Source organism: Stenotrophomonas mexicanensis (genome assembly GCF_032911605.1).
Classification (GTDB): domain Bacteria; phylum Pseudomonadota; class Gammaproteobacteria; order Xanthomonadales; family Xanthomonadaceae; genus Stenotrophomonas; species Stenotrophomonas maltophilia_A.
Window position 1 is genome coordinate 96,062 of record NZ_JAWJTG010000001.1, and the last position, 15,892, is coordinate 111,953.

General features: G+C 61.6%; 13 protein-coding genes. 4 read left to right on the plus strand and 9 right to left on the minus strand.

Annotation, left to right across the window (positions count from 1 at the left end; all coding sequences use genetic code 11):
• The first annotated feature begins 303 nt into the window (after positions 1-303).
• Positions 304-1,104: a site-specific integrase gene (locus tag R1L06_RS00480; RefSeq protein WP_317216587.1), complete on the plus strand. Its 801-nt coding sequence runs from the start codon at positions 304-306 to the stop codon at positions 1,102-1,104.
• Between the two features lie 124 nt (positions 1,105-1,228).
• On the opposite strand, the gene R1L06_RS00485 is transcribed toward R1L06_RS00480, so the two are convergent.
• The 9 genes from R1L06_RS00485 to R1L06_RS00525 form a co-directional block, all read right to left on the minus strand.
• On the minus strand, positions 1,229-2,266 hold the full coding sequence (locus R1L06_RS00485; protein WP_317216588.1) for a hypothetical protein: 1,038 nt from the start codon (positions 2,264-2,266) through the stop codon (positions 1,229-1,231).
• Position 2,267: 1 nt separating this feature from the next.
• Positions 2,268-2,486, minus strand: coding sequence for a KTSC domain-containing protein (locus R1L06_RS00490; RefSeq protein WP_317216589.1), 219 nt, complete (start codon positions 2,484-2,486; stop codon positions 2,268-2,270).
• 5 nt (positions 2,487-2,491) lie between these two features.
• Positions 2,492-4,396: an ATP-binding protein gene (locus R1L06_RS00495; RefSeq protein WP_317216590.1), complete on the minus strand. Its 1,905-nt coding sequence runs from the start codon at positions 4,394-4,396 to the stop codon at positions 2,492-2,494.
• Positions 4,383-5,585, minus strand: coding sequence for an SIR2 family NAD-dependent protein deacylase (locus R1L06_RS00500; protein WP_317216591.1), 1,203 nt, complete (start codon positions 5,583-5,585; stop codon positions 4,383-4,385). The genes R1L06_RS00495 and R1L06_RS00500 overlap by 14 nt, the downstream gene beginning before the upstream one ends.
• A gap of 297 nt (positions 5,586-5,882) precedes the next feature.
• Positions 5,883-7,058, minus strand: a complete 1,176-nt coding sequence (locus R1L06_RS00505; RefSeq protein ID WP_317216592.1) for a DUF3322 domain-containing protein — start codon at positions 7,056-7,058, stop codon at positions 5,883-5,885.
• A complete protein-coding gene (locus tag R1L06_RS00510) occupies positions 7,055-10,459 on the minus strand; it encodes an ATP-binding protein (RefSeq protein ID WP_317216593.1) in 3,405 nt (1,134 codons plus the stop codon). Before R1L06_RS00510 ends, R1L06_RS00505 begins: the two co-directional genes overlap by 4 nt.
• Positions 10,446-11,090, minus strand: coding sequence for a DUF4194 domain-containing protein (locus tag R1L06_RS00515; RefSeq protein ID WP_317216594.1), 645 nt, complete (start codon positions 11,088-11,090; stop codon positions 10,446-10,448). The genes R1L06_RS00510 and R1L06_RS00515 overlap by 14 nt, the downstream gene beginning before the upstream one ends.
• The gene (locus R1L06_RS00520; protein WP_317216595.1) at positions 11,087-12,547 is read right to left on the minus strand and encodes a DUF3375 domain-containing protein; all 1,461 of its coding nucleotides are present in this window, start codon (positions 12,545-12,547) and stop codon (positions 11,087-11,089) included. The genes R1L06_RS00515 and R1L06_RS00520 overlap by 4 nt, the downstream gene beginning before the upstream one ends.
• A 367-nt stretch (positions 12,548-12,914) precedes the next feature.
• A complete protein-coding gene (locus R1L06_RS00525; protein WP_317216596.1) occupies positions 12,915-13,625 on the minus strand; it encodes a hypothetical protein in 711 nt (236 codons plus the stop codon).
• 166 nt (positions 13,626-13,791) lie between these two features.
• On the opposite strand from R1L06_RS00525, the gene R1L06_RS00530 reads away from it, so the two are divergent.
• The 3 genes from R1L06_RS00530 (at position 13,792) to R1L06_RS00540 (ending at position 15,830) form a co-directional block, all read left to right on the plus strand.
• Positions 13,792-14,547 (plus strand): tetratricopeptide repeat protein, encoded by a 756-nt coding sequence (locus R1L06_RS00530; protein ID WP_317216597.1) that lies wholly within the window; start codon positions 13,792-13,794, stop codon positions 14,545-14,547.
• Between the two features lie 455 nt (positions 14,548-15,002).
• Complete coding sequence (locus R1L06_RS00535) at positions 15,003-15,359, plus strand: hypothetical protein (RefSeq protein WP_313413530.1); 357 nt, start codon at positions 15,003-15,005, stop codon at positions 15,357-15,359.
• A gap of 81 nt (positions 15,360-15,440) precedes the next feature.
• A complete protein-coding gene (locus R1L06_RS00540) occupies positions 15,441-15,830 on the plus strand; it encodes a hypothetical protein (RefSeq protein WP_313413529.1) in 390 nt (129 codons plus the stop codon).
• Positions 15,831-15,892 lie beyond the last annotated feature (62 nt).

The window sequence follows — 15,892 nt, forward strand, 5'->3', positions numbered from 1 at the left end:
CTTCTTGGGTAGCGATCTTGTCCGTAACATAATATACATTATGCGAAATGCTGTATCGGGCTGTCGCGGCGTTCGTGTCCTCCGCACTGCCCTATGCGAGTGTCAGTTTTCTTGGTTCTTGTCCTTTTGCTTAGGATCGTGCCCCTTGTTGATTCTATTGAGAATTTTGAGGCGCTCAGGGACACGATCCAAAGTAAGCGAGTATGTGTCGGCTGTCGCTGCCTTCCATGGGAGATCGATCCACTTCGCTGAGCGTTCGATTCTCGACAGATCTGACGTACTCGGTCCAGTCGTCTCGCTCAGATGCTGCCGTCGGCGCTGGACCAAGCCCTGGTCGCCGCCGGACTCAAGGCCAGGATTGGGTCGTTTAAGCTATCGACCGTGGTCCAGCGCGTGGCCGCGCTATCGACCGCGCACAAACTCAAGCGTCTGGCCAACCCGTGCGAGCTACCTAGTGTCCGCACCCTGTTGAGTCGCGAACGCCGTGCCGCGGTCAAGCGTGGCGAGCGCCCGACCAAGAAGACCGCGATCACCCGCGCCGAACTGGAGGCCATGCTGGCCACCTGTGACGATAGGCTGGAAGGCCGGCGCGACCGTGCCCTGCTCTGCTTCGGCTTTGCCAGCGGCGGGCGCCGGCGCAGCGAGATCGCGGCCGCGGACATGCGCGACCTGCGCAAGGTCGGCGAAGACGGCTACATCTACCGGCTGGAGTATTCGAAGACGCAGCAGGCGGGGGTGAAGGCGGATTCGACGCCGGACAAGCCAATCTTGGGACGCAGTGCTGAAGCGCTGTCAGCGTGGCTCGAGGCCGCTGGGATTCGTGAGGGAGCGATCTTTCGGCGGATCTGGAGGGAGAGGGTCGGCCCTGCCCTGCTCCCGGGCTCGGTGGCCGCGATCGTAAAGCGCCGGGCCCGGTTGGCTGGGCTGGAGGGGGATTTTGGGGCGCACAGTCTCAGGTCCGGATTTGTCACCGAAGCTGGCAAGCAAGGCGTGCCCTTGCCGGCGGTGATGGCGATTACCGAGCACCGATCTCTGGCGAGCGTGATTGGCTACTTCCAAGCCGGAGCTGCAGAAGATAATCCTGCCGCTCGCTTGCTGAAGTGATCTGAGCTCGTCTGCAAATGGCCGTCATCATCGATTGACACGAAGTAAAGCGGCCGAAAACTGACTTACAGGTTAAAGGCGCTAACTCGGGACAAGGCAGTCTGCAGGGCGGCATTTCGAAATCTCAGGCGCAAAGGTCGCCGATCTCGCGTTCGACGAGTCGGAAACGTTCCTTGACCTCTTCACCCGCATAAAAATCGAGCATGTCTTCCTTGGTGAGGGTCCCCTCGGCGAGGAACTTGATGAGGTAGCGCAGATTGAATTCGGCAAGAAGGATACCTTTCTCGATCTGCGCGAGGATCTGCTTCATATTGTCGATGTTGGCTGTGACGAGATGTTTCACCAACGCGATATCTCGCGCATCCTTGATCAGCCGGTTCACGATGATCTTGAGGACGTCAGTGTCGAGCTCGAGTGTCTTCGCATTGAGCGTAATGTCGCGCGCCAGCATGTAAGCGATGGCGAGATTGCGATAATCGCCCTTCTGAGAATCTATAATTGCGATCAGGCCGATACCGGGAAGGAATTTCAGGTCCTGGACGGCAGCGAGGATGCTGCTGTCGACAAGCGATGCGTCGAACACGATGATTCCGGCCTGCCCCTCGCGATTGGCCTGCGCTTCGAGCAGTTGGCTCCAGGCTGTATCCGCTTTTTTGGTGAAGACGTCCTTGGTCTGGATGTCCCCCAGGCGGATGCTCTTGTCGAACTTGCACTCGATCACGATCCGCTTGCCGCTGTCGCCAGCTAGATGGCAGACAATATCGCCCGTCTTGTTGCGGCGGATCGTGCCGGCGCGATCGCCGGTCAGTTCGATCCTGTCTGTGATCTTCTGGCGATCGAAAAACTCCGAAAGGAAGTCGGCGATATCAGCCTCGGCGAGCACACCCTTCACTGCCGACCGATAGAAAAGTTCCTTCTTCACGTCGAAGATAAGCTTCAGGCTTTCGAGCTCGGTGCCGAGCTCGTTCGCGGTTCGCGAGAGGAAGCTTGAAAGCCGGTCCTCCATGAGCGCCAGAACGCCGATATAGAGGGCCTTGTGGAGCTGCTCGTCGCGATCCGCTGCCGCGAGCTTGTTGAAGAATTCGAACAGGATCTTATTGTCGACCTCGAATGCACCGAACTGAACGCGAATATTTTTCTGATCGAGGCTGACAAGCGGCATTTTAGACCCGGCTGTAACGATAGTGACCCTTGATGGACGCCGCGAGGAACTCCCCCTTCGATCCGGCCTGATCGAAGGCCTGAGCGATCTGCGGCGGCACTTCATAATATTGATAGCGACCGCCGTTGTGAAACTCGACCTCGAGCAGCAGCTGATCCTCGTCATAGCTGATTTTGGCGATGTTCGACGATGTAAAGGGAACGAATTCGTACCAAGCCATGTGTGTCATTCCTTCTTGGGTGGAGTGTGGACCGGATTCTGCTGGAGCCAGGTCTCGACAAAATAGCGATAGTCCGCGGGGATACGGGCCTTCAGATTCCAACCGCCCGGCGCCATCGATTCTTCGGGCGCGACCTCGTCGCAGATTTGTGGATCCTGGCTGTCGGGACGACGATCGCGTGGCGGGGCCTGGATCATGGTGCGCATCGGTAATCGAACCGCTTCACCTAAGATGATCGCCTCACCGGTGCGCAGCACTGGCAGCATACTTGTCAGACCCTCAAGATTGTCCGAGAGCGCGCTAGTCACATGCGAGCGATCGGTTGAATTACTCAGCCGCATCGCGAAGAAGGTCCCGCACTGCGACAGGATCGTTGGGTTGATCTCAGCCGGGCGTTGACTGACGATCATCGCGCCAATTCCATACTTGCGACCTTCCTTGACGATACGCTGTGTGGCGATCGAGGCCGCGCTGCTCCCATCGTCGCCAAGATAGCTGTGCGCTTCCTCCATAACGACGAGCAGCGGACGCTCGCGGCCACCTTCCGACAGGTTCCGGGCCCAAAAAAGGCCGTCGTAGAGAACGCGCAGGATATTGCCGATTATGTCGTTCGTCACGGTCGAGGGGATGCCCGACAGGTCGAGGATAGTAATCGGCTTGTCGCTGCCAAGCCATTGGCCGACCAGATCGGCGAGCGTCTTGGTAGTCTTCCCGTCGAGATCGGGATGCCAGTCACCTGCCTTCAGCAAGAAATTGTAACGGGCGACGCGAAGTCGCGCACCGAGTGCCTCGAGCGCCCCTCTTATGTTAATGCTGTCAGGGAGATAATTGATCTTCTCCTTGTCCGCCCCGATATTCTTGACCTTGCGGAAACGAGGCGGGATGCCCGCTTGGGCGTCACCCACCAACTTCGCTTGTGAAGCGTCGAGCTCATAGGCCCAGTTGGCCGGGTCGAGGGGGCTCGCATTGTCGGCGCTGAAATAGGTGCCGAAATCTCGACAATACAACTCGTACCAGAGCTTGTTGAGTGAGAAAGGAACCGGGCTGTCAGCGGTAATGCTGGCCGGATCAACGCCCTCGATGGGTTGTGCGACCAAACTCGCGATCTTGGCTTCCAGAACCTGTTCAAGAATGATGTTGCGTGCCTTGCCGTCCGGCGGAAGGCTTCCGAGCGTCACCCGCATGAGCTCATCGAAGCTAAGCGCCCAGAAGGGAATACACAACTGATGCTCATTAGCGTTACGAGCATCCGGGCTGATCTTGAAGATATTCGCTCGGTCGCCGAGTGCCTTGCCATATTCGCCGTGGAGATCGAGAACGACGATCCGAGCTGACGGAAAGCGGCTTTCGTCTGACAATACATTCAAGAGCCCCGCTACCGTCGTTGACTTGCCCGAACCGGTTGTCCCGACCACAGCGCTGTGACGGGTCACTAGCTTGTTGACGTCGACCAGCGCATCAATCGACTCGCTGCCCGCGACATAACCGACGCGGACGAGGTGGTTTTGCTTATCCGACTGGCCATAGATCGCCTGAAGATCGGCTTCGGAGACCAGATGGACCTCGTCCTCGAAGGTTGGATACTGCGAGATGCCGCGCTGAAACCGGCCCGTCCGATAGCCCTCGCCGATCAGTTGGACCGTCATCCAGCGTAGGCCGTTGGGCATCGAAAGTGCGGCCTTCTCAGGAACCGCGCTCGCCCCGACCTGCGACACGATCCCATAGAGGTCGACATAACCAATCGGGATTTTAACGAAGCTGCCGATCTGGCCGATCTTATGGCCCTGGCCGTGGACAAAGCTCAGGCCCGAGAAGCGGTCCGACGTCAAGGTGACGCTGACCGACGTCCCGCTGACGTCCTGGACTGTGCCGATGACGGTCGCTCGGTCGGCTAGGTCAGGCCGGATCATCGCTCGTCCTGCCGCCGGAGAGACCACGCAGTAGCGCGCCGAGTGCAGCAAAGTCGCCGACCCGCACGGTGACCTTGTCGCCGTCCTTCACGAGAATACTGGGCGGCAACACAAGGTCATCCGCGCCGTCGCCTGTCCAGTCACCCGACGTGCGACCGATGATCGCCTTGTCGAAACCCAGCAGGCTCAGATTCGGGGTCGCCAGCGCGCAATGGCACGCGAGCTTGTACCTCTCTGCTTCTAGGTCGCCATGGACAAAAGCAAAGACATGCGCAGTCGGGTTCGCCTCAAGGCTGCGGCATATGACGTCATTGATATGCTCGTCTGCGAAGGAATAGCCGCAGATGAAGAGTAGCGACGACGGCGCGAGCAGGAATGCCTTCAAGCGATCAAGCATCGCGAGATATGGCATCTTGCGGCTCTGATCATATTTGAGATGCGATGGGTAGATCAGATAGCTCTGCTTGTCGGTCTTCTGATCGGTTCGAACGACGTCCGTCTCGTTCTCTAGGCGCCAGTTGAGTGAGCCATGGATTTTCCACAGCCGAGTCCAGCGCGGTGGCAACAAGTCCTCATCCTCAACAGCACCGAGGTCGAAGAAAGCCTTCCGTGCACCGATGAACCCGTCAAAGTAGGGCGCTGAACTTTCCTCGAGCGCTTGCTCCATAAGCAAGTCGTAATTGGTTGTAAAGAGATGGACGGGCCGCTCACGGCGGATTGAGCGACTCCAGATCGCGAGATTGTGATAGGGGCTGTCCTTTGTCGGAAGCGCGCGGGTTACCTCCTTGGAGATCACGTCGCAGACATTCTTGTCGAGAGCGATGAGCTCGGCGGCGGTTAGCCCACGCACGTCGCCGGCGCCGGCGACACTCGCAAACACGCGGATGCGGCTGAGCAGGAGCTCAATGTTACCGCCATCACCGCCGTCATCGGTCACGATCTTGACGATCTTGTCCCAAGTCGACGGGTTGGCGCCATCCTTGCTGGACAGCTGCTCGGCGATCACCTTCGTCAACCCTGCCACGTCCCAGATCAGCGGGTCGGTTACGGTCTTTCCGTCCTCCTCCCGTTCATTGACGCGGATCGACAGCGGACACCCCGCCCCTAGGAAGAAGCCTATCGGCTTGCGGTTCTGCGACAGGGCTTGTTGAATGAAGCTGATCTGACGAACTGGATCATGTTTATGCATCTCGCCCCCCTAGAATGCATTAAAGAAACATCACCTTTTGTTGAGCAATATAAGATAAACCTAGTCGCATTGACACCTAACCTGACCCAGCCTGATCAGATCTTTACCGATCACGTATTAGCGAACGAGGTATTCCGCCCGCTCCCCTCCCCTACCCCCGATAAATCTTATCCCCTCCCCGGCTGACGCTTACCCTCGGCGACGGGCTCAATCTCCGATTTGGCAGCGGATGGGAAGAACCACAGCTAGTAAACTTCTATGCACTATACTAGAAAGCGACTTTGGCCTCGTGTCGTTTCAACGTAGCGCCTCCAGTGCGCTATGCACGCGTTCGAAACCGATGAACTCCTGCTCCAGCCGCAGATTGCCGCGAATGCGCTGAGCGCGCAGATCGTCATACAGGCTGTACTCCTCATCGCACAGCCGCGGCAGGTCGCGTGTAAGTTGATGTTCCTCTCGCCCCCAGAACGGCTCGGATGCCATCAGCGTAGCCCGGTCCATCAGAAAACCCTGCACTTCAGGAAGGCGGGCGCGCAGCTGATCAAGGATGGCGAAGCCGTGAGTATCGATGTCGCCCCAGTAGTACAGCTGGCATTGCTGGAGCCAGCTGTTTCCATCCAGCATATCGAAACCATAGCCGGCGCCGAACAGCACCAGACTGCCGTTCACTGCGGGAAAGGCCAGGAAGTTGGTTTCGTTCTCGGTGATGAACACCCGCGTGGCGTTGCAGCAAAGTGCACGAAAGCTGTCCACGTCCAGAGTGACATCGCCTCCCACCACGCCCGGCAACAGCGAAAGCGCCGGGTCGAGCACCCGGAAGCGCACGCGCCCGGGCTTGGCAGCGAAACCGTAGCGGCGATGGAAGCCGCTGACACCGCTAGCCGTGGTTTCGACGGCGCTCTCCGGAAGGACGACATCGAACAGCTCGATTAGCACGCCTCTGTGGCGCTCGATGAATTTGCTGTGCACGCCGGGAATGTCGACCTGACGCAGGTAGATGCCGGGACGCGGATGCGCCTGCATCCAGGCGACGACGTCCAGCAAGCGGGGCCAATCCTTGCCCAGAGCCAATGCCCGCAACGGCCATTTGTGCAGCCAGCCGAGCAAACTGGGCTGACGGTCGCGGGTCTGCCGGACCTGCGCCTCGAAGGCGGCGGCGTCATCCTTGCGGTCGATCAGCGCGAGCGCATCGTCCAGCGTATCGACCCAGGCTTCGTCGGGCAGGGTGGTGTTGCCGCGTACGCGGTGTCGGAACTGACGCGTCTCGACACGGATGTACCGCAGCGCCTGCAGCTCGGTCACCCAGACCCGCACCTCGTCGAAACGATCGACTAGGTCGGCCGAGACCGGACCGCGCAGCCTCAACCGCATCGGGAACGGTGATTCGCTGCCGGCCAGGGGTGCCAGCAGCGCGCCGCTGTCCCAAGCCTTGTCAACCTGTGCGATCAGGTCTGCGGGCCGTGTCCAGCTCATCCAGTGATCCGCGCCTTCTCGGCGCGGTACTCGGCGATGGAGAGGTTGCGCAGCTTCGAAGCGCGCCCGGCTTCGTTGTGGACGAAGCCAACACTGGACACGAATGGCTCGATCACGTGGATCTTCTGCAATGGAGTAACGATCAGCAGTTGCAGGTTGAGCTTGGCGAACAGGGTCAACCCGTACTGTGCCGATTCGTCGGAACCGCGCCCGAAAGCCTCGTCGATCACCACGAAGCGGAAGGTGCGCGAACGCGCCTCGCCCCACTCCAGCCCGAACTGATAGGCCAGGCTGGCGGCGAGGATGGTGTAGGCCAGCTTCTCCTTCTGGCCGCCCGATTTGCCGCCGGAGTCGGAGTAGTGCTCGTGCTCGGTGTCGTCCTCGTGCCAGCGCTCGCTGGCGCCGAACAGGAACCAGTTGCGCACGTCGGTGACTTTGGCGGTCCAGCGCCGGTCCTGCTCCGAAAGGCCCTCGCGCCCGCGGAACCGATCGATGATGGCCTTGACCTGTAGGAACTTGGCCTCCGAGTACTGGGCATCCTGGCTTGCGCCCACCACGTCGTCGGTGCAGCTGCGCAGGTCGGACTGGAAGTCGCGGATGTCCGCGTCCTGGCTGGCCTGCGGCTCCAGCAGTATGTAGCGCCCCGGGTTGTAGTCGATCTGGACTAGCGAGCCGTTGATGCGGTCGATGCGGTCCTTGATGGTCTCCCGCTCGCGGGACAGCTGCGACTGGAAGTTGGCGATCTCGCGGATGGTGTTCTCGTTGAGCAATTCCTTGAATCGCGCCTCAAAGCGCGGCAGGTCGTCGGCTTGCAAGGCCTGCAGCATCTTGCTGTATTCACCGAGGGCTTCGATGCTGGCGTCGAACTCGGCGGTATCCAATGGGTACTCGCGCCGGAAATCGCCCATCGCGTTGACGATCTTCTCGCGCAGCCGAACGATCCGCTTGTCCTCGGCGTCGAGCTTGTCCTGCAGCCACCGGCGAAAGTCGCTCTCGCGGTTGTCGCAGGATTCCACGCTGAGCTGGTGCTCGCCTAGCGCGGCATCTCGCAATTCGGCCAGCGCTTGGAAGCGTGCGGCGTGCATAGCGCCGTCGGGGGCGTCCAGGATCTGCCTGCTTTGCTGCTGCAGGTCCTGCGCATCGGCCTGCTTCTGCACCACGCCCCCCAATTTGCCTTCGTGGTCGCCCCGTTCACGTTCGTCCTTTGTGATTTGTGCCTGCAATGCCTCCAGTTGTTCGCTGAGCCGTTGCAACTGGTCCGAGGACTGTGCCAGATCCTGCTTTTCGTCCTCGAGGCGGGCCAGTTCCGTGGCCAGGCCTCGCCAGTCGAGTTCCCTCCAGTCGTCGTACACCTCCAGCTTGCCCAGCGTCGTCTGGCGCGCTTTCAGGTCTTCCTGCTTCTTCTGCAGGCTGGTCAGCCTGCTGGCGACCTCTGCCACCGTGCGCTCGAGCTCTGCACGCTCCTCCTCTAGGGTTCGGATCTTGTCGGCGTTGCTCCAGCCCAACACATAGCGACCGCGGTCGTCGAGCCGATGCCTGTCGTCCTTTTCGTGCCGTTCGCCCGGCATCTTGACCTGTCCATTGCGGGTGACGGCGCGGACTTCCCGCCGGAACTGCTCGGGCGTCTCGCAGCAGGCGATGTCGAACCGCCGGTACAACTCCTGCTCCAGCCAGTCGTAGAAACGCGTCTCTTGATGAATCTCCAGCTTGCGGACCAGCGCGCGCGGATGTGGCGAGGGCAGGTCTCCCTGTTTGCGCTCCCGTACCCGGTAGTACACTAGGCGACCGCGCAAATGGGTGCGATCGACCCAGTCTGCCACGCGCGCGTAGTGCGCGTCGGGCACCAGCAGCGACAGACCGAAGCCGCGCAGCAGGCGCTCGGCCGCGCCTTCCCATGCCTGCTCATCCTCCCTCATCCGGATTAGCTCACCGGCGAAGGGCAGTGCTTCCTCGTCCAGATCCAACGCGGCGCACAGGAGGCGCCGAAGCTTGATCTGATCGTCCGGCAAATTGGACCGGCGCTGCCTGAGACTTTCGATCTCCTCGGTTAGACGGGCATGTGCGTCGCGGCCATCGCGTACCTGTACTGCAAGTTCGGTACGGTCGTTGTCCAGATCCGCTTCCTGGTTGCGGGCGGACTCGATCCACCCGCCCAGTTGCTGGCGTTGGGCCTGGAATTCACCGGCATCAGTGGCGGGCGGCTGTTCGATCTCGCGCAGGAAGGCGGTGTACTGCTCTGCGCGCTGGCGACGGCGGGTGAGGTCCTCACCGGTTTTCCGGATCTGCTTATCCAGATGTTCAAGCCGGCCACCACCGTTGTCATGGATCGCCCGTCGGAGTTCGACTTCGTCCGTGCGGCGGAGGCTGAGGCCTTCTTCCAGCCGTTGCAATTGCGCGGTGTGCCTTGCGTGGTCTTGGGCCAGCAGGGCCAGGCGGCGTTCGAGCAGGTCGTGTTTGAGCCCGGCGAAGTACGCATGAAGCGCATCGCGATTGGCGCGCAGGTCTTCGGTTTCGGCCAGCAGGCCGTTCAGGCGCTCGCCGTCACTGACCAACGGGGCCAGTAGCTCTACCTGCCGCTTGGCCTTGAGCACGGCCTCATGCGCACGGTTGAGGTCGTCGAAATGGCCGATCAGCGCCTGGATGCGTGCTCCGACGTCGGAAGGCTCGAGCATGTGTCCGCGCACGAAATCGGTCAGGTTGCCGACGGATTTCATCGACACGGTCTGGTGGAACAATTCCAGCGCCTGTTCGTTGTCGATGCCGAAGCGACGCTTGAACCATGCACCGTAGGGTGGAAAGTTGTCCTCGACCTCGGCGCCCAGGCCGCGCAGCTTGCGTCGGAGCTTGGCGATCTCGCTGCCGAAGCCCGAGAAGTCGTGGGCGATCGACAGGTCCCGTTCGGCGCCGACGAAGAACCGCGCCGGCTGCCCTACGCCGTCCTTCATCCAGAAGACCTGCGCCAGGGTAACCGTCTGGTCGTAGCCGGCGTTGTGAAACACGCCGAGGATGACCGAATAGCTATTGTGGTCGCGCAGTGCCACCGGCTTGGCGGTGCCGGTAATCTCGCTACGCTCGGATTTGTAGTGGCCCAACACGTAGGAGCGCAGCGAGCGTTCCTTGCTGTCGGCGCCCGCGGCCTTGTTGTAGGCAATGCGCTGGGCCGGTACCAGCAGGGTGGTCACCGCGTCGACCAGCGTGGACTTGCCGGAGCCGATGTCGCCGGTTAGTAGCGTGTTGCGTCCATCTAGCGTCAGCGTCCATACGCGTTGGTCGAAAGTGCCCCAATTAAATACTTCCAGACGTTGAAGGCGGAAACCAGCCAGGGGGCCCTCGGTGGGCTCGGCTTCGCTTGGCGCGGGATGCGCAACGTCGTCGTACGCTAGCTCTTCAGCCCGGTTCATCCTCGATCCCCCCTATTTGCGCCCGATACGAGGCCAGGCGCGCATCGAAGTCCGCCAACCACTGCGCATCCACGAATGCCTTGAGAATGCGGCGTACCTCATACAACGCAGGTTGCGAGCCAACCTGTCCCGTGGCTGGCTTCATACGGCGCAGAAAGCCCAGGTCCACGATTTTGCCCAGATGGGTTTCGAGCTGGTCGAGTACCCGCGCCTCGTTGCTCGTGGGGGGCAGGAACACCCGTACCATCTCGACGATGTCCTCAAGCGTGAGCACGAGCCGGGTATCGCCACCACTGGCATCGGCTTCGGCCAGCTTGCGGCGCAGCAAGGCGAGCAACAAGCTGACGGGAAACGACAGCTGCCGACGTGCCACCAGTCTTGGAATCGGGTCGGCGAGGCCATCGTCGGCCTCGGGCGCACGTCGCGACCGCAAGAAGGCGTAGCCCTCGGCTTCGTCCAGGATCAGCTCCAGCCCCAGCACGGAGAGGTAGTCGCGGACCTGCGACTGCAATCCGAGCAGGCTACCCCATAGCTGCGGATCGGATTCCAGGTAGAGCACACCCTTGAGCAGCTTTACCGCCAGCACGGGCAAGCCGTCGGCGGCAGGCAAGGCGGACGGGTTGTCCATCATGCGGCCCCCAGAAAGATCACCCGCGGTAGGCGGGCCTGGCGATGATAGGGGTGGCCCCTGGCATCCAGACCTTCCCAGTCCACCGGGTCGTGCACGAGCTCGTCGACTGTGCTCCGAAAGCCATCGTCGGCCAGTTGCAGATAGGCGACCAGCTCGGCCAGCCCTTGCTGCATGGGCTGCATCCGAACCAGTTCGGCCAGTGTGATCTGGCTGCGACCGTGCAATGCGTGGCGGATATGGCGGACCAACCGGGCCTTGTCGACGAATACCTGCGCATACAGCGCGGCATCGTCCACGTCGGTGCCGTCGGCTTCCAGCACCACGTCCACGATCTTGGGTTGCAGGGCGGCCGTGTATAGCGGCCGCTCCATCGGCAGTTCAACCGAGGCAGCGGTGCCGTCGATGTGCATGGTCACGTCGGCAGGCGGTGCATCGCGCAGTGCCAGGGCATGGGCTTCGATCGAATGCAGCAGGTCCATGATGCGGCGATTCTCCAGCCAGGCTTGGTCATCGAGAAAGCGGCGCAGCTGACGGCTGAGTTCGGCGACGGTGCGCTGTGTATGTTCGCCGGCTTCCAGCCAGTCGTAGTGCACGCGCCGCAGCCGCATGTCCGGCTGCTGCTCGTTCACTGCCGGCAGGGTCAGGACACGTTCCAGTAGCTCGGACAGCTCTTCCTGCCGGCGGCTGGACATGAGGAAGTCCCAGAACGCACGAAAGCTGCGACCCTGGTCGGACTCGGCGATGGCATCGCGTTCGCCCATGACTTCTTCCAGCAGCGCACCCTTGCCACCTTCCCAGAGCGCGATGCGCTCGCGGACCCGCCGGTCGAGCTGGCGGAAGTTGTGCTCGACTTCGCGGAAGTCGCCGAGCAGTTCGCGCGCCAGCTGCAGGAACTGCTGGAAGCGATCGCGCACCGCCGTATCGTCCAGCAGAGGTGGAGTTCCACCCAGGACCTGACTGATCTCAGCATCGATCTCGGCGCGCCGCCGCTGTAGTTCCGCTACCCGCGCGACCGGATCGGTCTGGGTGCCCTCGCTGATCTGACGCAGCAATTCGAACAGGGTCAGCAGGCGCGATTCGGTAGCGACGAAGCCGCGTTCGCCCAATGTGCTGAGCCAGAGGATCGCCTTTTCGGCCGGGGGGGTCAGGTCGAACTGCGGTTCGTCGGAGTCAGGCCCGTAGAACTTGCGCAGCCAGCCCTTGTCATTGGCCGCCCAGTCGTCGAGATACTGCAGGGCCGTCCTTGGGAACGCGTCGTTGCCCAGCCGCTCACGTAGACCGAACAGCTCATCCTCGAGGGCTTCCACCAGGTCGCCTTGGGCAACATTGCGTACATTCGGTGCCACGAAGGCCCGATGAAGGAAGCTAGCTAATAGCGCCGCGTGGTCGGCGCGCAATAGCCGCCATGCAGGATGGTGCTGGCGGAGCATATCCATGCTGGCGTAATCGAAGCGCATAGGACGGATCGTAACCATTCGAGGCTCACAGGATGAGACTGTCGATCCATACCCAACCGAATGGGAGGCTCTCCATGTAATCACACTTTACTCAAACTTCGGCCTTTAGCCAGTGGTCCAATTTAGATCTTGAATTCAATTACTTTGCCCCGCGCTCGCCCAGTTGGGATTGGGGTAACTCTTGCTGATTGACTCGGATACGTGCGGAGACGTCTCGGACGGAATGGATGGCCATAGTTTCTGAGACGCCGAGTGTCCGCTCCGGGTCGGCGGCTGTGTACCCTACCCTCGATAAACATCCCTTATCGCCACTCCCTGTACTGAAGTGCACTGCCACTCTCAGCTTGGCGCTCGCCGAGGTCCAGCCCTATTGGGCTTCCGAAACAGGAATCACACCCTTTCGCAGAATCTCCAACCTCCCAACATCGCCAACAGGCACAAGCACTGTAGCCTTCCGCGCCGGCTCCCACAGTGCATAGCTGTCACCAAGTCGACCAATCAGGCTTAGGTCGCCCTGCACCTTTCCATCAACAGTCACAGCCGTCACGTGCTTGCCGCCGCCAGAGGAAATCTTCTCGGCACGCTGGGAGCCAAGCATGCTTGAAGCTATCGAGACGTAGACCAGCATCACCAAGGCGTAGATCAGCCAAGGGGAATCTTTCACTGCGGTGGGCACCACCGGCGAAAGATGCACGATCAACGCACAGATGACCGTCAGAAGAACCCCTATCAGAAGAGGCCACGTGTTCGACCACCAAAGCAGCAGCCCTAGGGCAGTGAAGAAAAGCACTGGAAACAGCCATGCGAATAGCTTGCTTTTGGAGCTGCCGCTCGTGACCTTCATCTCCATCCAGCCGCCAAACAGCGAGGCCAGCAGCATGAGAAATAACACCATGCCGATCCCAGCAAGCCCTGCCAGCGCAAGCTCACTCACCGCAACAAACTGGAAGGGATCCAGGCCGAAGTGGCCCCAATACGCCTTCAGATAGAAGGCCCCTTGAATCAAGCCAAACGTGACCAGCGCCGAGCCCCATCCAGCAACATCAGCCATCGTTAGCGCTTTCTGCGTACGCTCCATGTATCCCCTTCCATCAATGCAGCCCCGCTGCATAGTGACATGTAGCGCTCCACCTCGCAGGATCCAACCTTATTAACGTGACGCGTCACGCCAAACTACCCCACCCCATTGGCGCCCCACCCCTCCCCCACTATAGTTCCAGCCCCACAAGGACGAGGCGGCACACATGCCCTATATCGGAATCGGACTCCACGTACTGGCGGCCATCTACTTCGCGGTGCACGCCATCCGCTCGGGCCAGAGCCTCTATTGGCTCATCCTGCTCTTCTCGTTCCCGCTGCTGGGCAGCGTCGTCTACTTCCTTGCGATCTACTTCCCGGAAGCCCGCAACTCGCGCGGCGCCCGTCAGGCCATCCGCTCCGCCAAGCAGCTCATGAACCCGGGTCAGGACCTGCGCAACGCACGTGCTGATCTGTCGCGAACGCCCACCGTGCAGAACCGGGTTCGTCTTGGCATGACGCTGCTGGATGCCGGCCAGGCGGAGGAAGCCAGAACCCTGCTTGAGCAGGCCGCAAGCTCGCCACTGGGCGACGACCCCTACATCCTGACCGGCCTGGCGCGTGCTCGCCTCGAGTCCGGGCACGCCGCGCTTGCAGTCGAGACGTTGGACGACCTGTTTGCCCGCCATCCGGACGTGCGCCGCAAGCCGGAACAGACCCTGCTTTACGCGCAGGCACTGGCTGCTGCCCAGTCGCCCGACGCCCGCGCCGCGTTCGAGCGCGCTGTGGAATGCGGAAACGATGCGGCCGCCCGCTGCTTCTACGCCGAATGGCTGATGGCACAACCGCAGCCCGCCGACCGTGAGCAGGCCCGCAGCCTGTTCGCCAGCATCATTGACGATGCCCAGCATTGGTCGCGCCATGCGCGCAGTCACAATGCCGCCTGGCTGGAGCGGACCAAGGCCGCGTTGAAGGGCTACTGACGCCTGGCAGCCTTTGGCAATCCTGTCGCATTCGCCTCGCTCACAGCCCCGCCGGGCGAATGCCGACACTTGTCAGGCTTGCACCGCCGACATCGACAACAGCCTTGCGGCGCAAGGCTCCGGCCTCATTGAGCCGTATGCAAAGATTCTGAAAATGTTGAATGTGGTGACGGCATCGGCCTTACTGCATTGGCATCGCGCACAGCCGGGCGTATTCCTCTCCGTGCCACCGAAAACAGGTGGCCGGGATTCGAAACCCCGGTAGTTCGCTGAAGTAAACGCTTGCCAGCCGGCATCACCCTGTGTGGTGCCGGCTGGCAATCCGTCGGCCGGCTATGGCGGGCGGTGCGTGGAGGCCTTGTGCCTGCCGGTTTAGCGAACACCGGGTTTCGAACCTCGCACCGTCCGCCACCTTTATCGGTGGCGGCTTCTGCCTGCACGCAAGGAGCCCAGCCATGACCCAGCCCCACTCTCCTGCCCCGCACCCGATCCACGACGCGCCCGCCAACGGACCCGCGCTGGACCCGAACACGCTCATCGCCCTGCTGCATGCCATCGGCTCCGGCGCTGCCTCCGATGGCCAGCCCTGGCCGGAGCGCCACCAGATGCCGGGCCGACGCATCGCCCTGGCCGACACCGACTGCTCGCTGGCGGGCCTTCGCGTGGTGCTGGAGATTCTGTTGGCCGCACAGCGTGCCCGCGAGAACGGCGAGTTGGAGCAATACGTCGGCCCCCGCGTGATGGAGGGGCTGATCATGGCCGGGCTGGGTCTCACGGCGCACGCCATCGATCGAGTGCGTCCGGAGGGCTGAGTGGCTTGCTGCCGCTGGGCGGCCACAGCGCTGTTCTTCACGGCAGTGGTCGCTGCAGAACCTTGGTGGTCGGCGCCGCCTGTGCCCGAGCCGCTCGCGTTCCAGAGCATCACCGACAATCGCTTTTCTCAGCTGCGCCGCCAAGCGGTGCAGTTCGTGGAGGCTCGGCCTCGGCAGGGTTACCAGTTCTTTGAACGGCATAGAGATGCCGAGTTCCAGATTCATTGCCGAGGCGTGCCAGTGATGTGGCTGGAGAGGCGCTCGCAACATCTGCTGTTGCAGGTCTCGCTGGACGCGGAGCAGCGGGCGCCCGCCGTTCTGCAGCTTCGTGCGTTGCTTCAATGGCAGCTGCAACCATTGGGCCACTTGGAGCAGGTGCTGGCTGGCGTGCCGGAACCTGTTCTGTTGGATCGGGTGCTGCAGATTCTTGCTGGTGATGTGCCTGATGGGACGCGATGTGGCGTGCCGTAGTCGAGCATGGCTCGACTCTACAGAGCCGCGGGCTGCGAGGGTTCGGGGCTAGTCACCTGCAC